At 73.4% G+C, this 19488-nt stretch carries 19 protein-coding genes, 1 tRNA gene and 1 pseudogene; 10 read left to right on the top strand and 11 right to left on the bottom strand.

The genetic code is table 11. The annotated features are described in order from the left end of the window. Positions 1 to 329: 329 nt before the first annotated feature. On the bottom strand, positions 330 to 1061 hold the full coding sequence (locus tag ACIPYQ_RS04655) for a class I SAM-dependent methyltransferase (protein ID WP_401245995.1): 732 nt from the start codon (positions 1059 to 1061) through the stop codon (positions 330 to 332). Between the two features lie 54 nt (positions 1062 to 1115). Here ACIPYQ_RS04655 and ACIPYQ_RS04650 point away from each other — a divergent pair, with 54 nt between their 5' ends. Continuing rightward, positions 1116 to 1577 carry a hypothetical protein gene (locus tag ACIPYQ_RS04650; RefSeq protein WP_401245993.1) on the top strand — a complete coding sequence of 154 codons (462 nt, stop codon included), beginning with the start codon at positions 1116 to 1118 and terminating at the stop codon, positions 1575 to 1577. A 7-nt stretch (positions 1578 to 1584) separates the two neighbouring features. On the opposite strand, the gene ACIPYQ_RS04645 is transcribed toward ACIPYQ_RS04650, so the two are convergent. Further along, a complete protein-coding gene (locus ACIPYQ_RS04645; protein ID WP_401245991.1) occupies positions 1585 to 2136 on the bottom strand; it encodes a hypothetical protein in 552 nt (183 codons plus the stop codon). Between the two features lie 68 nt (positions 2137 to 2204). Between ACIPYQ_RS04645 and ACIPYQ_RS04640 the strand changes: the two genes are divergently transcribed. Further along, positions 2205 to 2279 (top strand) — tRNA-Ala (locus tag ACIPYQ_RS04640). A 3-nt stretch (positions 2280 to 2282) separates the two neighbouring features. Here the strand turns inward: ACIPYQ_RS04640 and ACIPYQ_RS04635 are convergent. Genes ACIPYQ_RS04635 through ACIPYQ_RS04625 form a run of 3 tightly spaced genes read right to left on the bottom strand, consistent with a single transcriptional unit; the run spans position 2283 to position 5041 of the window. Next, the gene (locus ACIPYQ_RS04635; protein WP_401245989.1) at positions 2283 to 3188 is read right to left on the bottom strand and encodes an alpha/beta hydrolase; all 906 of its coding nucleotides are present in this window, start codon (positions 3186 to 3188) and stop codon (positions 2283 to 2285) included. Then, complete coding sequence (locus ACIPYQ_RS04630) at positions 3185 to 3916, bottom strand: glucose 1-dehydrogenase (protein WP_401245987.1); 732 nt, start codon at positions 3914 to 3916, stop codon at positions 3185 to 3187. The genes ACIPYQ_RS04635 and ACIPYQ_RS04630 overlap by 4 nt, the downstream gene beginning before the upstream one ends. 3 nt (positions 3917 to 3919) lie before the next feature. Further along, on the bottom strand, positions 3920 to 5041 hold the full coding sequence (locus ACIPYQ_RS04625) for an LLM class flavin-dependent oxidoreductase (RefSeq protein WP_401245985.1): 1122 nt from the start codon (positions 5039 to 5041) through the stop codon (positions 3920 to 3922). A 108-nt stretch (positions 5042 to 5149) separates the two neighbouring features. On the opposite strand from ACIPYQ_RS04625, the gene ACIPYQ_RS04620 reads away from it, so the two are divergent. Beyond that, complete coding sequence (locus ACIPYQ_RS04620) at positions 5150 to 5743, top strand: PadR family transcriptional regulator (RefSeq protein WP_361758949.1); 594 nt, start codon at positions 5150 to 5152, stop codon at positions 5741 to 5743. Here ACIPYQ_RS04620 and ACIPYQ_RS04615 read toward each other — a convergent pair. Then, positions 5656 to 6195: a flavin reductase family protein gene (locus tag ACIPYQ_RS04615; protein ID WP_401245982.1), complete on the bottom strand. Its 540-nt coding sequence runs from the start codon at positions 6193 to 6195 to the stop codon at positions 5656 to 5658. The two genes, ACIPYQ_RS04620 and ACIPYQ_RS04615, sit on opposite strands and share 88 nt — an antisense overlap. A 118-nt stretch (positions 6196 to 6313) precedes the next feature. On the opposite strand from ACIPYQ_RS04615, the gene ACIPYQ_RS04610 reads away from it, so the two are divergent. From ACIPYQ_RS04610 to ACIPYQ_RS04595, 4 genes are read left to right on the top strand one after another with little or no spacing between them, the layout of a single operon-like run. Next, positions 6314 to 7906 carry a FadD3 family acyl-CoA ligase gene (locus ACIPYQ_RS04610; RefSeq protein WP_401245980.1) on the top strand — a complete coding sequence of 531 codons (1593 nt, stop codon included), beginning with the start codon at positions 6314 to 6316 and terminating at the stop codon, positions 7904 to 7906. After that, a complete protein-coding gene (locus tag ACIPYQ_RS04605) occupies positions 7903 to 9303 on the top strand; it encodes an acyl-CoA dehydrogenase family protein (RefSeq protein WP_401245978.1) in 1401 nt (466 codons plus the stop codon). The genes ACIPYQ_RS04610 and ACIPYQ_RS04605 overlap by 4 nt, the downstream gene beginning before the upstream one ends. Positions 9304 to 9317: 14 nt before the next feature. After that, the gene (locus tag ACIPYQ_RS04600; RefSeq protein ID WP_401245976.1) at positions 9318 to 10046 is read left to right on the top strand and encodes a vWA domain-containing protein; all 729 of its coding nucleotides are present in this window, start codon (positions 9318 to 9320) and stop codon (positions 10044 to 10046) included. 36 nt (positions 10047 to 10082) lie between these two features. After that, positions 10083 to 10652: a pyridoxamine 5'-phosphate oxidase family protein gene (locus tag ACIPYQ_RS04595; protein ID WP_401245974.1), complete on the top strand. Its 570-nt coding sequence runs from the start codon at positions 10083 to 10085 to the stop codon at positions 10650 to 10652. Between the two features lie 26 nt (positions 10653 to 10678). Here the strand turns inward: ACIPYQ_RS04595 and ACIPYQ_RS04590 are convergent, their stop codons facing one another. After that, positions 10679 to 11962 carry a DUF1906 domain-containing protein gene (locus ACIPYQ_RS04590; RefSeq protein WP_401245972.1) on the bottom strand — a complete coding sequence of 428 codons (1284 nt, stop codon included), beginning with the start codon at positions 11960 to 11962 and terminating at the stop codon, positions 10679 to 10681. Between the two features lie 232 nt (positions 11963 to 12194). Further along, positions 12195 to 12350, bottom strand: coding sequence for a hypothetical protein (locus tag ACIPYQ_RS04585; protein ID WP_401245970.1), 156 nt, complete (start codon positions 12348 to 12350; stop codon positions 12195 to 12197). Positions 12351 to 12473: 123 nt separating this feature from the next. On the opposite strand from ACIPYQ_RS04585, the pseudogene ACIPYQ_RS04580 reads away from it, so the two are divergent. Further along, positions 12474 to 13013 (top strand): annotated as a pseudogene (locus tag ACIPYQ_RS04580) (GlxA family transcriptional regulator); the annotation flags it as partial. Between the two features lie 72 nt (positions 13014 to 13085). On the opposite strand, the gene ACIPYQ_RS04575 reads toward ACIPYQ_RS04580, so the two are convergent. The 3 genes from ACIPYQ_RS04575 to ACIPYQ_RS04565 are packed head-to-tail and all read right to left on the bottom strand — an operon-like array spanning position 13086 to position 15414. Next, positions 13086 to 14120: an ABC transporter permease gene (locus ACIPYQ_RS04575; protein ID WP_401245968.1), complete on the bottom strand. Its 1035-nt coding sequence runs from the start codon at positions 14118 to 14120 to the stop codon at positions 13086 to 13088. Continuing rightward, positions 14117 to 15010, bottom strand: coding sequence for an ABC transporter ATP-binding protein (locus ACIPYQ_RS04570; protein ID WP_401245966.1), 894 nt, complete (start codon positions 15008 to 15010; stop codon positions 14117 to 14119). The genes ACIPYQ_RS04575 and ACIPYQ_RS04570 overlap by 4 nt, the downstream gene beginning before the upstream one ends. Beyond that, positions 15007 to 15414, bottom strand: coding sequence for a GntR family transcriptional regulator (locus tag ACIPYQ_RS04565; RefSeq protein WP_401245964.1), 408 nt, complete (start codon positions 15412 to 15414; stop codon positions 15007 to 15009). The genes ACIPYQ_RS04570 and ACIPYQ_RS04565 overlap by 4 nt, the downstream gene beginning before the upstream one ends. A gap of 213 nt (positions 15415 to 15627) precedes the next feature. On the opposite strand from ACIPYQ_RS04565, the gene ACIPYQ_RS04560 reads away from it, so the two are divergent. Beyond that, positions 15628 to 15954 carry a CU044_2847 family protein gene (locus tag ACIPYQ_RS04560; protein ID WP_401245962.1) on the top strand — a complete coding sequence of 109 codons (327 nt, stop codon included), beginning with the start codon at positions 15628 to 15630 and terminating at the stop codon, positions 15952 to 15954. A gap of 5 nt (positions 15955 to 15959) precedes the next feature. Continuing rightward, positions 15960 to 19370, top strand: coding sequence for an ATP-binding protein (locus ACIPYQ_RS04555; protein WP_401245960.1), 3411 nt, complete (start codon positions 15960 to 15962; stop codon positions 19368 to 19370). Positions 19371 to 19488 lie beyond the last annotated feature (118 nt).

Here is a 19488-nt window from a genome sequence, read left to right as displayed (position 1 = left end):
CGCCGAACGTGTCGGGAGGTCGGCGGGCCGGGGCACCTTGCGTTCGACGCCCTGCGGGGAGCGCCCCTGCACACACCCGCCCCCGCACCATCCAGCCCCCGCCGCACCCTCCAGCCCCTCCGGCGTTTGAGTGGGGGTCCCCCCGGACGAAGTCTGGGGGAGGGTCCGGGCAGAGCCCGGCGGGGTCCGGGGCGGAGCCCCGATCCTTGAGCCGCACCCTCCAGCCTCCGCCGCACCACTCCAGCCCCGCCGGCGTTTGAGGCGCGGGGTCCGGGGCGGAGCACCGGCCTCGCCGCAGCAGCTTCAGCCTCGGCGGCGCCGCGGGCCCGTCACACTCGCGTGAGGCCGAGGGTCACGACGTACTGCTCCTCGACCACGCCGTCCGGGAAGCGCGGGGCCAGCAGCTCCCGTTCCGTCGCGAAGTACTCCCGGGTGCCGGACTCGCCGAGGACCAGGAAGGCGGAGTGGCTGGCGAGGTTCGCGAGGTGGGCGTCGAGCGTGATGCGGCGGGACCAGCGCAGGGTGCGCGTGGTGAACTCGCCCAGGCCCTCCGGCAGGGTACGGAAGCCGTTCACACCCTCGGCCGCCCGGAAGAAGACGCGCAGCCGCTCCTCCTGCTCGGCGATCCACGGGACGCCGGAGTCCGTGTCGTTCCACCAGACGGCGAGCGCGCCGCCCGGGCGCAGCACCCGGCGGGCCTCGGGGACGGAGCGGGCGGGGTCAGTCCAGTGCCAGGCCTGGGCGTAGGTGAGGAGGTCGAACGCGCCGCTCGCGAGCGGCAGCCGGTCCCCGTCCCCGCGCACGAGCGGGATCGAGGGGTTCGCCCGCCGGAACTCGGCGGCCATCCCGTCGCCCGGCTCCACGGCGAGGACCTCGGCCCCGCGCTCGTGCAGCAGCGCGGTGGCGATCCCGGTCCCCGCCCCTACGTCGGCCACGCGGGCCCCGGCGAGCGGCCGTCCGGCGAGCTCCTCGAGGGCGTCGAGCAGGGCCGGCGGGTAGCCGGGCCGGTTGGCGGCGTACAGAGCGGCTGCGGAATCGAAGGAACGGGCACGTGTCGTCATGCGTCCATTGTTTTCGATCAAGCAATCGAGCAACAAGGACGAGGTACCAGGAACATGCGAAGCACGAAGACCGCGATGTCCGCGATGGCGCTGTGCGCGGCGGCCGCGCTCCTCACGGGCTGCGGCAGCGACGCCCCGAAGCCGGCCGTCGACAGCGGCAAGCCCGCCGCGGCCTCCCCGGCCCCCGCGTCGTCCGCGCCGGCGGCCAAGGCCGGCGGCGCGACCCACGAGGTGGTGCTGGAGGTCGGCGGCACCGGCAAGACGGCGGTCATGTACAGCGGCATCGGCAGCGGCTTCGAGCAGCAGACCCTGCCGTGGTCGAAGTCGGGCACCGCCGAACTCACCGCCGCCGAGCGGAAGGTGGGCTACCTGGTGAACGTCGTCCCCGGCACGATCACGGGCCCCGACGGCAAGCTCCAGCAGGCCCCGTGCACCATCAAGATCGACGGCAAGCAGGTCGCGGAGAGCGACGGCGTCAAGAACACGAAGGGCTGCTCCTACATCATCAAGGAGTAGCCGCCGTTCAGGTGCGGGGGCGCCGCAGGCAGAGCACGCCGAGGGTGACCGTCTGGAGCAGGAGCAGCCCGGCGGTGCCGGTGGCCTGCCAGAGGGGGCGGTCCGGGCGGCCGCCCAGGGACCAGGACCCGCCGTCCGGGTCCGTGGTCACGGTCAGGCGGGCGCCGGCCTGCAGGTCCAGGGTCACCGGCCCGGGCAGGTCGCGGCCCGCCTCCGTGCGCAGGCGCAGGGACGGGCTGTGGCCGGAGCCGTCCTCCACCATCGTGCGCGAGGCGACGACCGCCGTCTCCTCCCGGCCGCGCTCGTGGAGGGTGTGCCGGTCCCAGGTGATCCCGGTGAGGACCACGATCCCCACCGCGAAGAGCGCGACCGCGGTGCGGGCGACGAACTCCGCGTCGGTGCCGTGCGGGACGGCCGCGCCGAGGACGAAGACGGCCAGCAGGACCGGGACCCAGGACCACTCGGGTCCCCGCAGCAGCAGGACCGCACCGAACTCGGCGGCCAGGAGGAGGCCGTTGCGCAGGATCGCCCCGACCAGCCTCCGTATCGCTTCAGTCATGGACACATCATGCCCGGGATAACTCCGGTGCACCGTGCCCCGTCCGCCCCGTAGGATCCGGGGCAAGGGCGGGGTCGTAGCACAGAGGTAGTGCGCCTACACAGCATGGAGGAGGACGCCGGTTCGAATCCGGCCGCCCCGCCCCCCTATTCGCCCCCTTGCCGAGGGGTGGCCGCCAGCCAGGCCGCCGCCCCCGCGAGGGCGTCCCGCGCGGCCGGCAGTGGCAGGCCCAGGAAGCCGTGGAAGACGCCCGGGTGGAGCCGGACCGCGCAGTCGACTCCGGCCGCCGCGAGGCGGCGGGCGTAGGCGAGGCCCTCGTCGCGCAGCACGTCGCAGTCCGCGAGGACGATCAGCGCGGGCGGCAGGCCCGAGAGGTCGGGGGCGCACAGGGGCGAGACGTGCGGGTGCCGCGGGTCCCCGCCGTACTGGTCCCAGTACCAGGCCATGTGGGCGGCGGTGTGGAAGTAGCCCTCCGCGTACGTCTCCACCGAGGCGCAGCCCATCGAGGCGTCCAGGGGCGGGTAGAACAGCAGCTGGCCCGCGAGGAGTTCGGGGGCGCGCAGGGCGGTCACCGCCGCGAGGTTGCCGCCGCTGGAGTCCCCCGCGACCACCACCCGGCCCGGGTCGCAGCCGAGTGCGGTCGCCTGCTCGCGGGCCCACAGCAGGACGGTGAGCGCATCGTCGGGCGCCGCCGGCCAGGGGTGTTCCGGGGCGAGCCGGTAGTCGACGGAGACGAGCACCGCGCCCGAGGCCGCCGCGAGCGTGCGGCAGGTCGCGTCGTGGGTGTCCAGGCCGCACATCACCCAGCCGCCGCCGTGGAGGAAGACGACCAGGGGGCGGCCCCGGGAGCCCGGCGCGGGATCGTAGATCCGGACCGGTACCCCGCCCGCGGCGGTGTCGGACACCGAGGCCACGGGCGGGCCCGGCCGGGCGGACACCGCCGCCGCCCGCAGGGCCGCCGTGTCGCCCGGCCCCGGGAAGCCCGCGGTCATCGCGTCGCACAGCAGCCTGGCCGTCGGCGACAGGGGATCGCTCACGCTGTCGTGGCTCATGCCGCCGTCATCCCTCCGTCCACGGTGAACTCGGCGCCCGTCACGTACGAGGACGCGTCCGAGCAGAGGAAGAGGACGAGCTCTCCGACCTCCTCCGGCCGGCCCATCCGCCCCAGCGGTACGTGCGACCAGTCGCGGCCCGCGACCGCCTCGGCCACCATCGGCGTGTCGATGGCCCCCGGGTGCACCGAGTTGACCCGGATCCGGTCCCCGGCCAGGTCGAGCGCCGCGGACCGGGTCAGTCCGCGCAGCCCGAACTTGGTGGACCCGTAGGCCGCGTGGCCCGGTATCCCGACCAGTCCGGCGGTGGAGGAGATGTTGACGACCGAGCCGCCGCCCCCCGCGCGCAGCACCGGGGCCACGGCCTGGATGCCGAGGAACGGGCCCAGCAGGTTGACCCGCAGCAGGGTCTCGAAGTCGTCGAGGGTCTGCCGTTCCACATGGGCGGTGCGCCACAGGGCCGCATTGTTGACCAGCGCCGATACGGTGCCGAAGGCGCGGACCGACTCCGTCACCACCGTCGCCCAGCTCGCCGCGTCGGCCACGTCGTGGCGGACGTACAGCCCCTGGTCGCCGAGTTCCGCGGCCACCGCCCGGCCCTCCTCCTCCCGCACGTCCGTGACGACCACCCGCGCCCCGGCCGCCGCGAACAGCCGGGCCCCGGCCGCGCCCTGGCCGCGTCCGGCGCCGGTGACGACGACCACCTTCCCGTCGAGGGAGACACCCACGGCTCAGCCCTCCAGCGCGCGGAAGTGCGGGATGACCTTCTCGCCCCACTGGCGGATGGTCTCCATGCACGCCTCCTGGGGCACCGTGCCCATCTGGATCAGGCACATCACCTCGTCGACGCCGATCTCGCGCAGCTGCTCGACGTAGGCGATGGCGGTCTCGGCGCTGCCGTACGCGTGCTCCGCGTTGTACGTGCCCGTGTCGACCGGGCGGGCCGGGATGTTCGCCTCGTGCAGCCGGGCGACGAGCTCCTCGCGGCCCTTGGCCAGCGCCCCCACGTGGTCGTCCTCCTCGGCGTGACCGGTGGGCGCGGGGGCGTTGCCGTACCAGTGCGCGATGGATTCGGCGAAGAAGCGCTGGCCACGCGTGCCGAGCCGCAGGGCCCGCTCGGCGTCGTCGAGGACGATGGTCGGGCAGAGGGCGGACAGGTGGTCGTTGACCTCGGACGACACCAGGCGCTCGCCGGTGCGCGTGGCGATGGCCTCGTCGTAGACCTTGCGCATGGCACGTACGTCGTCGGCGCCGGCGAAGCCCATCACCAGGGCGCCGATGCCGAGTTCGGCGGCCAGCTTGAGGGTGTCGTGCTTGGAGCAGGCCATGAACAGCGGCGGGTGCGGGTCCTGGACCGGGCGGGGCAGGACCGCGCCCGGCCCGATGTCGAGGGAGCCGTGCCATTCGAACTGCGGCTCCCGCCAGGCGGCGGAGAAGATCCGCAGCGCCTCCTCCATCTGCGGGTAGGTGTCCTCGGGCCTGACCCCGTACATGGACATCTCCTGGCGGGTGGCGCCGCGTCCGGCTCCGATGTCGACGCGGCCGCCGGAGAGCACGTCGAGCATGGCCGCGCGCTCGGCGACGCGCACCGGGTGCTGGTAGCCGAAGGGCATGGTGACGACGCCGTGGCCGATGCGGATCCGCCGGGTGCGGGCGGCCACCCAGCTCAGGAAGATCTCGGAGGCGCTCATGTGCGCGTACTGGGTCAGGGAGTGGTGCTCGACCGCCCAGATCCGGTCGAAGCCCATCTCCTCGGCGAAGACGGCCTGTTCGACGCAGTCGTGGATGACCTGGCGTTCGCGTTCCGGGGTCGGGTCGACGAGCTGCGCCTCGAAGATCATCGAGAACTTCACGGGGCCTCCGTAGGTTCGCGGGCGGATCTATTTCTAATAGGCATACTTCTAGCAGTCATATCCCGAAGGGGGAAGGCCGCCGCGGGGACCGGTCGTAGACTGCGCTGCGTGGCAGACGAGACGAACAAGCGCGCGCTCCCCGCGACCAGCTGGGCGGTGCTCGGGCTGCTCTCCTTCGGAGAGGAGCTCTCCGGTTACGACCTCAAGAAGTGGTCGGACTGGTCGCTGCGGTTCTTCTACTGGAGCCCGTCGTTCAGCCAGATCTACAGCGAGCTCAAGCGGCTGGAGAAGGCCGGCTACGCCTCCTCGCGGATGGTCGCCCAGGACACCGGGACCCGCGACAAGCGGGTGTACCGGATCACCGACGAGGGCATGACGGCCGTACGGGAATGGGCCCGCGAGGCCCCGGTCGACCCGCCCGTCCTCAAGCACGGGCCGATGCTGCGGCTGTGGCTGGGCCACCTGCTGGAGCCGGAGCAGATGCGCGAGGTCCTGCTGCAGCACCAGGAGTTCGCGGAGCAGATGCGCCGTCGCGCGGTGGCCGACGTGGAGGGCGCCAAGGACGAGGCGGCGTGGGCGTACCCGACGCTCACCCTCAAGTGGGCCGAGCGGTACTACGCCTCCGAGCGCGACCTCGCGGCGAAGATGCTCGAGGACATCGACGGGCTCGCCGCACCCGGGGAGCCCGGCAAGCTGCCGTAGGAACGGCGGAAGTACAGCAGCGGCGGACTGCCGCGGTGCACGGCCAGGGCGGTGACCCGGCCGAGCACGATGGCGTGGTCACCGCCGTCCAGCACGCCCTCCAGATCGCATTCGACGCTCGCGAGCACCCCGTCGAGCACGGGCGCGCCGTTGCCGCCCGCGCGCCAGGCCACGCCGGCGAACTTGTCCCCGCCCGTGACCGCGAACCGGCGGCACAGCTCCTCCTGGTCGGCGGCCAGGATGTTGACGGCGAAGGCCCCGGCGGCCTCGATCCGCGGCCAGGTGGCCGACGTGCGGGCGGGGCAGAAGCAGACCAGCGGCGGGTCCAGCGACACCGACGAGAAGGACTGGACGGCCATCCCGGCGGGACGGCCGTCGCCTCCGCGTGCCGTGATGACGGCGACGCCGGTGCAGAAGCTGGACAGGACGGACTTCAGGTCCACGGACGTCATGGAAGCCTCCCGATCTCTGATTATTCCTACTAGGTATATGCCTAACAGAAACACGTGTGATTGGATACCGCCCACGCTCGCTCGTCAAGCAGCAAGTAGGGAGGGTCCGATGCCACCGATGCCGCCACCGCCGCAACCCGCGCCGCCACCGCCCGCCACGCTCGCCCGGCTCCCGGAGTACGCGGCCGCCGCGTACGGGGAGCGCGAGGCTCTCGCCGACGGAGAGGTCCGGTGGACCTTCGCGCAGCTCGCCGCCGAGATCGCCGCCGCCGCCCGCGCGGCCATCGCCCACGGCATCCGGCCCGGGGACCGGGTGGCGATCTGGGCGCCCAACAGCCGCCGGTGGATCGCCGCCGCCCTGGGCGCGGTCGGCGCGGGAGCGGTCCTCGTCCCGGTCAACACCCGCTACAAGCCCGCCGAGACGGCCGACATCATCCGGCGCAGCGGCGCCCGCGTCCTCTTCACCGAGCGCGGCTTCCTCGGCACCGACTACGTCGACGCCCTGCGCTCCTCGGGCGAGGACCTCGGGGCGCTCTCCTCCACCGTCGTCCTGCGCGGCGGTACGGGACCCGAGTCCTGGGAGGCGTACCTGGCAGCCGGCGGGTCCGTCACCGAGGCCGAGCGCCTCGCCCGCGCCGACCTGATCCGCCCGGAGGACCTGAGCGACATCCTCTACACCTCCGGCACCACCGGCCGCCCCAAAGGGGTGATGACCACCCACGGCCAGACCCTCCGGCTCTACGGCTCCTGGTCGGAGCTGGTCACCCTGCGCCCCGGGGACCGGTACCTGCTGGTCAACCCCTTCTTCCACACCTTCGGCTACAAGGCCGGCGTCCTCGCCTGCCTGCTGCGCGGGGCGACCATGCTCCCGGAGGCCGTCTACGACACCGACCGCATCCTGGTGCGCATGGCCGCCGAGCGGGTGTCCTGCCTGATGGGCCCGCCGACCGTCTTCCACGGCCTGATCCGGCACTCCGCGCGCGCCTCCTTCGACCTGTCCGCGCTGCGGCTGGCCGGCACCGGCGCCGCCTCCGTGCCCGCCTCCCTCGTCGAGGAGATCCGGAACGTCCTGGGCGCCCCCGACGTGTTCACCGCGTACGGACTGACGGAGTCCGGCGGCGTGGTCACCGTCTGCCCGACCGACGCCGACGCCTGGACGGTCGCCCACACCGTCGGCCTGCCGCTGCCGGACACCGAGGTGCGGATCGTCTCCCCGCTGGGCGAGGTGCTGCCCGCCGGGGAGCCCGGCGAGGTGCAGGTCCGCGGCTACCACGTCACCCCCGGCTACCTGGACGACCCCGCGTCCACCGCCGAGGCCGTACTGCCCGGCGGCTGGCTGCGCACCGGCGACGTCGGCGTCCTGGACGGGCGCGGCTACCTCTCGATCACGGACCGGCTGAAGGACATGTACGTGGTCGGCGGCTTCAACGCCTATCCGGCCGAGGTGGAGAACGTGCTGCTGACCCACCCCGCCGTCACCGACGCGGCCGTGGTCGGGGCCCCGGACGAACGGCTCGGCGAGGTCGGCGTGGCCTACGTGGTCACCTCCGCCCCCGTCACGGCCGCGGAGCTGACCGCCTGGACCCGGGAGCGGCTGGCCAACTTCAAGGTGCCGCGCCGGTTCACCCGGCTGCCGCAGCTCCCGCGCAACGCGGGCGGCAAGCTGCTGAAGGCGGAGCTGCGCCGCGCGGCGCGGGAGGAGCGGGCATGAGCGGGCCGGCGCGGACCCTCGCGGCCGAGCGGCAGGAACTGCGGGAACTGCGGGAACTGCGGGACGCGGTACGGGCGGTGCTCGACCGCCACCCCGGTCACGCGGCCTGGGCCCCGCTGACGGCGCAGGTGGGCGCGGCCGCGCTGGCCGTGCCGCAGGAGTACGGCGGGCTGGGCTGCGGGGCCCCCGAGGTCGGGGTGGTCATGGCGGAACTGGGCCGCGCGCTGAGCCCCGTACCGTACCTGAGCTCGGCGGTGCTGACCGTACAGGCGCTGCTCGCGTCCGGGGACCGGCAGGCGTGCGCCCGGCACCTGCCCCGGCTGGCCGAGGGCACACTGGTAGGCACCCTGGCCTGGGCGGAGTCCCCAGCGTGGCCCCCTGCGGGGAGCCCGGGCAGTCTCGTCGGGCCGCGCCCCGGCGCGAGCCCCGACCCCACATCCGGCGAGCTGCCCGAGGCGGCTCCCGATCCCCGACCCGAGCCTGGAACCGACCCCGGGGCTGGGCCCGGGGACGGAGCCGAAGCAGGGCCCGAGGCCCGAGCCGGGGCGGCTCGCGATGCGGCGTCCGGGGCCGGAGCCGGGGCGGCGGCGGGCGGGGGTACGGGCCCTGGGCAGGGCCCCGGGCCGCGCACCGGGCGTGGCGGGTGGGAGGTCGCCGACACTATCACCCTGGCGGTGCCGGACGGTGAGGGTTGGCTGCTCACGGGTACCAAGCGGTACGTGCTGGCGGGCCCGGCCGAGCCGGCACTCGTCCTGGTCTTCGCCGTCATCGGCTCCGACCCCGCTCCCGGCTCCGCGCCCGGCCAGGGCACCGGCATCGGTCGGCTGGGGCTCTTCGAACTCGCCGCCGCGCCGGCGGCCTTCACCGTACGGTCCACCCTGGACCGCACCCGCCCCCTCGCGGAGCTGACCCTGGACCGGACCCCGGCCCGGCTGCTCTCCGCCGACGGCGCCGCGGTCCTGGCCCGGGTCCGTGACCTGGCCTGCACCGCCCTGGCCGCCGAACAGGTGGGGGCCGCCGCGCAGGCCCTGGAGCTGACGGTCCGGTACGCGAAGGACCGCATCCAGTTCGGCCGCCCCATCGGCTCCTTCCAGGCCGTGAAGCACCGCCTCGCCGACATGCACACGGCGGTCGAGACGGCCGGGGCGCTCGCCGCTGCGGCGGCCCGCGCCGACGCCCCGCCCCGGCTCGCGGCGGCCGCCAAGTCGGCGTGCTCGCAGGCGTACGCGTACGTAGCCGGGGAGATGATCCAACTGCACGGCGGCATCGGCATCACCTGGGAGCACCCGGCGCACGAGTTCTTCAAGCGGGCCCACGGCTCCGCCCTGCTCTTCGGCTCACCGGCCGCGCACCGGGCCCGGCTTGCGGCAGACCTGGGTTTCGGCGGGCCGGTCTGACGTAACCTCGCCGCATGACGGGCAGTGCGATAAACCTCCGCAAGGTCGAGGAGACGGCTCCGGCGCTCGTGAGCCTCTACAAGAGCGCCGGGGTCTCCCTGCGCAAGCACGGCATGGAGGGCGGACGGGCGGCGGTCTACCTGGTGCTGGACTACTCCGGGTCGATGCGCCCGTACTACGCGGACGGCAGCGTGCAGGCCCTCGCCGACCGGGTGCTGGGCCTGTCCGCGCACCTGGACGACGACGGCCGGGTACCGGTGGTCTTCTTCTCCACCGAGGTCGACGCGGTGGAGGAGATCTCCCTGGCCGGGCACGAGGGGCGGGTCACCGAGATCGCCTCCCGCCTCGGCCACATGGGCAAGACGGCCTACGACGCGGCGATGGAAGCGGTGATCGACCACTACCTGGACTCGGGGTCGACGCAGCCGGCCCTCGTCGTCTTCCAGACCGACGGCGGGCCGATCAACAAGCTCGCGGCTGAGAAGTACCTGTGCAAGGCGGCCCGGCTGCCGCTCTTCTGGCAGTTCGTCGGCTTCGGCAACACGCGCAGCACGCAGTTCGACTTCCTGCGCCGGCTGGACGAACTGCCCGTGCCGGCCCGGCGCGTGGTGGACAACGCCGGCTACTTCCACGCGGGCCTGGATCCCCGCACCGTCCCGGACGCGGAACTGTACGACCGGCTGGTCGGGGAGTTCCCGGCCTGGCTGGCGGCGGCGCGCGGCGCGGGCATCGTGCGCGCCTGACCCGGGACCGCCCCGGCCACGCGCTTTCATGGACGTATGACGCACACCAGCTGGGCAGTCTTCGAGAAGGCGGAGCCGGAGTTCGCGGCGGCCGTCCAGGCGCGCTTCGCGCAGTACCCGCACCATGTCCTGGCCACCCTCCGCAAGGACGGCTCCCCCCGGGTGTCCGGGCTGAACGTCGACATCCGCGGCGGTGAGCTGTGGCTCGGCATGATGGCGGGCTCGATGAAGGCCAGGGACCTCCAGCACGACCCGCGCTTCGCCCTGCACACCAATCCGGGCCAGGGCGAGGAGATGCCCGACGGGGACGTACGGATCTCCGGGCGGGCCGTGGAGCTGGTGGACCCGCCCGAGCTGCACCGGTACGCGGAGGAGACGGAGACCCCGCACCCCTTCCACCTCTTCTACGCCGATGTGACGGAGGTCGTCCACATCGGTGTGGAGGGCGATGACCTGGTGCTGCGGTCGTGGACCCCGGCGCGCGGCACGCACACCGTCCGCCGGGGCAACGACGACGAGCCGCCGCGCGAGGACCCGGAGCCGGGCGGCTCGGCGGCGGACGGCTCGGCGCCGGACGGGCCGGCGCCTGGCGGGGCGGCTAGCTGAGCGGAACGGCCGGCCGAGCGGGGCGGCTAGCTGAGCGGGAGGACGCCCCCGACCGGGCCGAGGGCCGCCGGGTCCACGTCCACCCAGTTGCGGTCGATGTTGATGGTCACCCCGCCGTACGTGGCGTCGTGGTCGCCGCGGAACTGGTGGGCCCGGCGCGGCCCGGCCCACAGGGCCGTGCCCGCCGGCAGGCCCATGTCGGCGTCGGCGACGGACGCCGAGAGGTTCCAGCGGGCGGCCCACAGCACGTCCGGCATGGCCTGGGGGGCCTGGTGGTGGTGGGCGCTCAGCGCCTTGACCCCGGAACTCACCGAGACGTAGGCGGCGGAGCGGAAGCCCAGCTCGTGCAGCCGCTGCGTCCAGGCGGTCAGGTAGGCGACGACCGGGGCGTCCCAGGTGGCGCGGTCCGTGTAGTTCTCCAGGTCGTTGTAGAGCACCGTGCCCTCGGCCATGCCGAGGGACCGGGCCGCGTCCACCGCGCCCTCGGCGGCCTCCTTGCCCTGCCCGTTGGCCTCGGAGGGGTCGGTGGACAGGCCGGTGCTGGAGCTGTGCCAGGGCTGCGGGCCCACCCAGATCGGCATCAGGTGCCAGCCCGCCCCGGCCTGCCGCTCGACCCAGCGGGCGGTGAGCCGCGGCTGGGCGCAGGCCCGGGCGCGGCCGCCGATGTAGATGCCAACCGCGCGGAAGGGGGACTCGGCCCGCCAGGTGTCCATGGCCTTCTGGGTCGGGGCGGTGCAGGCGTCGAAGCCCTCGCCCTTGAAGGCCTCCTGGACGCTGCGCTGGTCCCCGCCGCGGGCCACCGCGGGCACCGCGGGGCGCGGGGCCGGGGTGGCGCTCAGCGTGCGGGCCCGGGTGAGGACCCTGCGTACGGCGTCGGGTGCGGCCCCGTAGGAGACGGTGGCCATGACCCCGGGCCGGAGCAGGGCGTAGCGCAGCTCGTTGCTGGCGGAGGGGTGGGGGGATTCGGGCAGCGCGGTGGCGGTCTCGACGGTGACGGTGGGGACGTCGGCGCGTTCGGGAGCCCCGTCGAGGGGTTCGAGGTGCAGGGTGTCGGCGCGGCTGGCGACGGCCCGGCCGGTGCATTCGCTCTGGGTGCCGGCGTGGCCGAGGTACAGGGTGGGCAGGTCGAGGCGGAGGCAGGCGCCGGGGTCGCGGTCGAGGTCGACGACCCGCCAGTCGGCCGGGAGGGCGAGGCGCAGCCCGTGGTAGTCGACGGTCTGCCGGTCGGCGGCGGCCAGGGACGGCTGGACGGACAGCAGCAGGGCGGCGGCGCCGAGCAGCCCGCTCAGCAGGGTTCGGGTGGGGGCCATGATCCGGATAGTTACCAGACGGCGTGCCCCCCGACTGCGCGGCGCCTCCCCCGGATGGTCCGTCCGGCCCAGGCCGGATCGGGCCGGCGCTCGGGATCCTGCCGGGTCGGTCGCGCGGGCATCACCCGCACGAGCGAATCGGGCTCGGCCCCGTCGCCGTCCGGTACGTCGCCGGTACCTCGCCAGTACCCCGCCAGTGCGTCGCCGGCCCGGGAAGCCCCGCCGGGCGGTGTCACCGCCCGTTGCGCACGGACCGCCCGGCCGACGTCAACTCCTTGAGCACGTGGTCCAGTTCGGTGGCCCGTACGCCGAGCAGGCGCTCGGTGTCGGAGGCGTCGAGGCGCAGCTCTCCGTCGTACTGGTAGGCCACCTCCGGGATCTCGGCCATCACGGGGTCCGCCGCTGCCGCCGCGCCGAGCTCCTCCCGCGTCGTGGTCCTGAGCCTCGGGCCCGCCGCCGCTGCGGGTGAGGGGGGACGGCGTCCGCGGAGTTCGGCCGGCTCTTCCCGGACGTCGAACTCGTGCCCGACGTGCTGTTCGTCGAGGACGGCGGAGTGCTGAGCTCGGCCGGCATGTCGGCCGGGATCGACCTGTGCCTGCACCTGGTGCGCCGCGACCACGGCGCGGCCGTCGCGAACGCCACCGCCCGCCTGGTCGTGGCGGGCCCCGTACGGCCGGGCGGCCAGGCCCAGTACATCGAGACCCCGCTCCCGACCGAGCGCGGCACCTCCCTCGCGGCCACCCGCGCCTGGGCGCTGGGCCGCCTGCACGAACCGACGACCCTGGCCGGGCTGGCCCGGCACGCGGGCACGAGCACCCGCACCCTGACCCGCCGCTTCCGCGCCGAGACGGGCCTCAGCCCCCTCCAGTGGCTGCTGCACCAGCGCCTGCACCGGGCGCGCGAGATCCTGGAGACCACCACCCTCCCCATCGACCAGGTGGCCGCCCGCAGCGGCCTGGGCACGGCGGACTCCCTCCGCACCCACCTGACCCGCCACACGGGCCTGACCCCGAGCGCCTATCGCGCCACGGCGCGGACCCGGTGGCCGTAGAGTCGAGGGGCGGCCGAAGCCAGTTGCGTTGGCTTCGGCCGCCCCTTTCCCTACGTTTTTCCCTCGTTCCGGTCAGGCCGTCCTACGGCGCAGCCACCAGGAGCAGAACCCGGCCAGCAGCCCGGAGAGCGCGAGGAAGATCCCGGTCTCGACCCACTGGAAGGTCCAGTAGCGGTCGGCGGGCTGGTAGGTGACCTCCGTGTGGAGGTCGGAGGTGGTGAAGCACTTGAAGGGATCCCCGTCGCGCTCCGCACAGCCGCGCGGGCCCCGGACCTCCCGGCCGGACTGATCGAGCACCGCGCCGGGGTCGGAGACGACCCAGGCGCCCGGCCTGAGGACCCCGACCTCCAGGTGGGCGTCGTCGCCGTAGCCCTTCAGCTGGACGTGGTTCACGTTCCAGCCGTCCGCCGGCGCACCGGACTCTCCGTTGCTGCCGACCGGCGCCAGGACGAGGGAGCTGAGCGCGACATCGGTGCGCTCCGGCGTCACGAAGTGCGGGCGGATCGCGAAGGGCACGAGGATCTGGACCGCGAGGAAGGCGACGAGGGTCGCGGCCATCGCGGGCACGGTGCGCCGGATCAGCAGCCCGGCGCAGGCGCCGAGGGTGAAGGCGAACGCCGCGTAGCCGAGGGGGACGATCGCGCGGCCGCTGAACATGAGGGGGGTGAACCGGTCCAGGTTGACCCGGTCGATGGGACTCGCCCACCAGGTCACCAGGAGGCTGAGCACCCCGGTGACGGCTACGGCGACCAGGCCGACGGCACCGAGCTTGACCAGGATCCAGCGGCCGCGGGTGATGCTCTGGTTCCAGACGAGCCGGTGGGTGCCGGTCTCCAGTTCACGGGCGATCAACGGGGCGCCCCAGAAGACCCCGATGACGCCGGGCGCGGCGAGCAGCAGGCTGGTGACGTAGTAGGTCAGGGTCCGGTACTCGACGACCAGCGCGTTCCTGGCCCTTTCACAGTCACCCTGACAGCCGGCGACGGTGCTGTCGTAGAGGTCGCGCATCTGGAGGCCGGTGACCACCAGGAACATCGCGGCCGCGGCCAGGGCGGCGAGGGCCACGAGCATCTGGACACGGTACTGGCGCCAGGTCAGCCAGATCATCGCTGGTCCTCCCGGGTGGCTCGGGGGCCCGGCCTGGCTGCGGCCCGACTCATGTAGGTGATGACGAGGTCCTCCAGGTTGAGGGGTTCCAGGACCCAGGAGGGGTCGTGGACCGCCTTGTCGGAGCGCACGATGAAGGTGCTCTGCCGCTCGGTGTGGGTCTCCTGGACGACCTGCATGCCCTCGGGCAGGGTGGCGGCCTCGCGGCGCGCGGTGGTGAGCCGGAAGTGTGTGGCGAGGAGGTCGTCGACGTCGCCCGCGAGCTGGACGCGGGAGGCGACGAGCGAGATCAGGTGGTCGCAGACCCGTTCCAGGTCGGACACCAGGTGCGAGGAGAGCACGACGGTGGTTCCGTGTTCGGCCACCACCTCCATCAGGCTCTGCAGGAACTCTCGCCGGGCCAGCGGGTCCAGGGCGGCGACGGGCTCGTCGAGGATCAGCAGTTCGGGCCGTTTGGCCACGGCGAGGGTCAGGGCCACCTGGGCGCGCTGGCCGCCGGAGAGCTTGCCGGCCTTCTGTGCGGGGTCCAGGCCGAGCTGCCGGATCCGGCCCTCCGCCAGCTGGGCATCCCAGCCCGGGTTGAGCCGGGCCCCCAGCTTCAGGTGGTCGGCGATGGACAGCCCGGCGTACGTGGGGGTGTCCTGGGCGACGAAGCCGACCTTGGCGAGCTGCTCGGGCCCGGAAGCGGGCCGGCCGCCGAGCACCTCGATGCTGCCGGAGGTCGGGCCGATCAGCCCGCAGGCCAGCTGCAACAGGGTCGACTTCCCGGCCCCGTTGGGCCCGACCAGGCCGACGACCCGCCCGGCCGGCACGCTCAGGGTGCAGTCGCTCAGCGCCTGTTTGCGGCCGTACCGCTTGCCCAGCGCGCGGGCTTCCAATATGGCGGTCATTTCTCCTCTTCGGTGTGCGGGTCCGTGCCGGTCCGGGCACGGAAGGTGCTCAGGAACAGGGCCTCGATGCTCTCCTCGCCCAGCCCGGCGGCCCGCGCCTTGTCGAGCCACAGCTGCAGCTCCCGGCGCAGTGGCTCGTGCTCGGAGAGCGAGTCGTCGCTGAGGGTGCCGGAGATGAACGTGCCGACTCCGGGCTTCTTCACGACCAGGCCCTCGTACTCGAGCTCCCGGTAGGCCTTGAGCACGGTGTTCGGGTTGATCGCCACGCCGGCCGCGACGTCCTTGACGGTCGGCAGCCGGTCCCCCTCGGCCAACAGCCCCAGCCGCAGGGCCTGCCGGACCTGGTGGATGAGCTGCATGTACGGGGCGACACCGGAACGGGCATCGAGGTGGAACTCGATCACTGTCCTCCTCTATTCATCTAGCTTCCTAGCACTATAGGACTGTAGGTCTGCGATCACTGTCAAGAAGGAGCGCCTCAACACGGGCGCGAGCAGGGCGGATTGGATGCGCTGGCCCATAACCCTGCGCGATGCCCTCGGGGTGCCCCAGGATGTGCCTGTCGGGTGCAAGGGGGGACCGCGGGCGGTCCCGGAGCCATGGGGGGCGTGGCGGACATGGCAGGACAACTCATCTCCATGACGTTGGAGGACGGCGGCGACGAGATTGCCGCCGTGTTCGAGGTCGACGGGGCGTTGGCGGGATCCGACCTGGAGCTCGCGGCAGACGACGGACTGGTGGGGCGGGCCCGCATCTCGCTGCAGGACGCCCTGGACCAGGTGAAGCCCACGCTGGCGAGGGTCGCGCGGACGGTACGCGAACTGGGCCCGGACGAGGCCGAGATCGAGTTCGGGCTGAAGATGGGCGGCGAGACCGGCGTCATCGTCGCGAAGGGCACGGCAGAGGTGAACTTCGCCGTCCGGCTCGTCTGGCACCGCGCCTGAACCGGATGGGCGCGCGGCGCGAGGGGTTCGTCGTCAAACTGCGCCAGGGCACGTCCGACGTACCCGTCGGGGTCGGCTTCGTGGTGGGCGACAAGCACATCGTGACCTGCGCACACGTCGTCAACGTGGCCCTGGGCAGACCGAAGGGCACCACCGAGAGACCGGGTGAAGAGGCCCGCGTCCAGGTCGAGTTCGTCCTGCTCGGCGACGCCGAGGGAGCTCCGCTGCGCAACTGCCGGATCGTGGCCTGGGACCCCCCTCCGGGGGACCGGCGGCCCGGGCGGGACGTCGCGGGACTCGTACTGGTGGGGGGCGACACCCTGCCGGCGGGAGCCGGCCCGGCCCGGCTCGTCGACCCTAGGAACGGCCTGGCGCAGACCACCGAGGTGTCCGTCTTCGGCTACCCGGGGAGCCCGCCGCGGAAGGCCAACGGCGCCTGGAGCAGCTGCGTGCTGCGGGGCGCCGTCGGCGGCGGCCTGGTCCAGCTCGACACGTCCGGCGAGTCCGCGCTGCGCACCCAGCCGGGGTACAGCGGCGCCGCCGCCATCGCCTCCGACCGCTGGGGGGACGTGGTGATCGGCATGCTGGCCGTCGCGAGCCGGGGCGGTGAGCACGAGGACGCGTACGCCGTACCCGTGTCGGAAGTGGCGTCGGCCTGGCCCGAGGTCCTGGAACGCACCGTGCTGGCCCCGTGCCCCTACCGGGGGTTGCAGGCCTTCACCGCGGCCGATGCCCGGGCCGGGGTGTTCGTGGGCCGTGAAAGGGAGATCGAACGCCTCCGGGCGATGCTCCAGAACCAGCCCTGCGTCGTGGTGGCCGGCCCCTCGGGAGTCGGCAAGTCCTCCCTGGTCGGGGCCGGCCTGCAGCCGGCGCTGGCCGCCGACGGCTGGACCGTGGCGAGCTTCCGGCCCGGATACACCCCGTACGACTCGGTGGCCCGTGCCCTGCTGGACCTGGAGAACCCAGATGCCGATCACACCCTGGAACGGCTGGAGAGCAGGGCGCGCGCCCTGAGGGAGGAGGGGTTCTGGCCGGTCGCCACGCGGATCGCGCTGCTCACAGGGCGCCGGCTCACCCTCATCGGCGACCAGTTCGAAGAGGTCCTCAGCAACGGCGGCCCCGCCCTGCGGCAGGAATTCCTGGAGCGGATGCTTCCCGAACCGGACTCCGTGGGCGACTCACCGGTGCGGCTCGTGTGCACCTTGCGGTCCGACTTCCTGCCGGACCTGCTGGATCTGCCCTCCATCGGTCCGCGCATCCAGGACCGCCAGCTCAACGTCTCCCCGCTGGACGAGGCGGCGCTGACCCGGGTGATCGTCGAACCGGCCGCCGCGGCCGGGGTCGTCTACAGCCAGGGCGTCGCCGAGGCCATCGCCGCCGAGGCGGCCAAGGCCCCGGGCAGCCTCCCGCTGCTCGAGTTCGCCCTGACCGAGCTCTGGCCCATGCAGCAGGAACGGAAGATCACCTTCGACGGCTACCACTCCCTCGGCGGGGTCGCGGGCGCCCTCAACCGGCACGCCGAGAACGCCTTCCGGTTCCTGGCCCGGCGACTGGACGAGGCCCGGATCCGGCGGGTGCTGCTGTCGATGGTGCGGGCCCGCGGCGGGGCGAGCAGCGCGGTCCGGGTGACCGCCCTGCGGGCCCATCTGGGCCGGGACTGGCAGGTCGCCCGGCTCTTGGCACAGCCCGACCAGCGACTCGTCGTACTCGGGACGACCGGACCGGGAACGGCGGAGATCGCCCACGAGGCGCTGATCAGGGAATGGACCAGGCTCGCCGACTGGGTCGACGCCGATGCCGACTTCCAGCAGTGGCTCGCGGTCATGGAGGAGCGGGCCGCGGACGGAGACCTGCTCTCCGCCGCCCGGGTGTCGGAGGCGGAACACTGGCGGAGCGAGCGCAGCACCGACGTGCCCGCGGTGGTGTCCGAGTTCGTCGAGCGCAGCGCGGCGGCCATCCTCGTCCAGCAGCACAACGAGGTCCTGCTGACCAAGTCGCAGGCCCTGACCGAGCAGTTACGCGAACGGTCCACGATGCTGGAGAACCGCCAGGCGGCGCTCCAGGCCGCGAACCGGCAGCTGGAGGAGCAGGCGGCGCAGCTGGCCCACGAGAACGACGCGATGGAGGTCCAGTACGCCCGGACCGAAGAGGCACGGCAGAGCCTGCAGGAGCACAACGAAGTGCTGGCCCTGTCGATCAGGCAGAAGAGCGAGTTCCTGGCGAACATGTCCCACGAGCTGCGCACTCCGCTGAGTTCCCTGCAGCTCCTGGCTCAGGAGCTCGCCGACAACGCCGACCGGACGCTCACCCCGAAGCAGGTCGAGTACGCCCGGGCCATCCAGGGGGCGGGCCGTGACCTCCTCTCCCTGCTGGACGACATCCTCGACCTCTCCGACGCGGAGACCGGCCGTATGGAGATCGTCCCGGTCCCGGTTCCCCTGCTCCAGGTCGCCGACCATCTCGATGCCGCGTTCTCGCCCTTGGCGGAGAGAAAGGGACTGGACCTGTCCGTCCGGGTGGCGCCGGAGCTGCCGGCGACCCTGCACGCGGACGAACAGCGTCTGCTCCAGATCCTGCGGAGCCTGCTCGCCAACGCCGTGAAGTTCACCGACGACGGCGAGATACGGCTCGAGATCCGGCCCGCCGGCCGGGACGTGCCGCCGTCGGTCCACGGACGGCTCGCCGACATGAAGGCGGCGGAGCTGATCGCCTTCTCGGTCAGCGACACGGGGGTCGGGATCTCCGACGGAAGGCTGAAGGTCATCTTCGAGGCGTTCGAGCATGCCGGCGACGTGACCGGGAAGCGGTACGTCGGGGCCGGACTCGGGCTGTCCATCAGCCGCGAGATCGCCCGGCTGATGGAGGGCGAGATCCATGTGGCCAGCGAACGCGGACTCGGGTCCGTGTTCACCCTCTACCTACCGCTCGTTCCCGGCGGGCCGGTGCCGCAGCCGGAGCCGTGGGAGCTGTCCGGGCCGCGGGAACACGCCGATGGCGCCGCGTCCGCCGCGGCCTACGGCTTCTCCGGGCAGAAGGTGCTGATCGTGGATGACGACGTCCGGGTGGCTTTCGCCCTCACCACCGACTTCGAGCGCCACGGCCTGGACGTCCTGTGGGCGGAACGCGTACCGCAGGCGATCGCCGCGGTCACCGCCGCCCCGGACGTCGCGCTGGTGCTGCTGCGCCTGCCCAGTCAGGGCATGAGCGGCGGCGGCTCCGCGGCGGCCTCGGTCATCGCCCAACTGACCGGCCCGTCCCAGCGCCCCGTCATCGTCCTCGCCCGCAAGGAGACCGCCTTGGGCCGCGAGAGGGCCCTCGCCGCGGGCGCGTCCGACTACGCCGCCAAGTCCCTCGACGGCGAACACCTCCTCCCGCTCATCCACCACTGGCTCCGCCCGGACCGGGACGGACCGTGACGCCTACGGATCCGGGCGCACCCCCGCGCAACGGATCCTGGAACGCCACAGCGCCCGTCATCCCTGGTCGGGGACATGACGGGCGCTGTGTCGGGAGTTCCGCACGCCGTTGTACGGA

The organism is Streptomyces sp. NPDC090045, assembly GCF_044747975.1.
In the GTDB taxonomy this organism is placed as follows: Bacteria; Actinomycetota; Actinomycetes; order Streptomycetales; family Streptomycetaceae; genus Streptomyces.
This window is presented reverse-complemented; position numbering and strand designations above follow the sequence as displayed.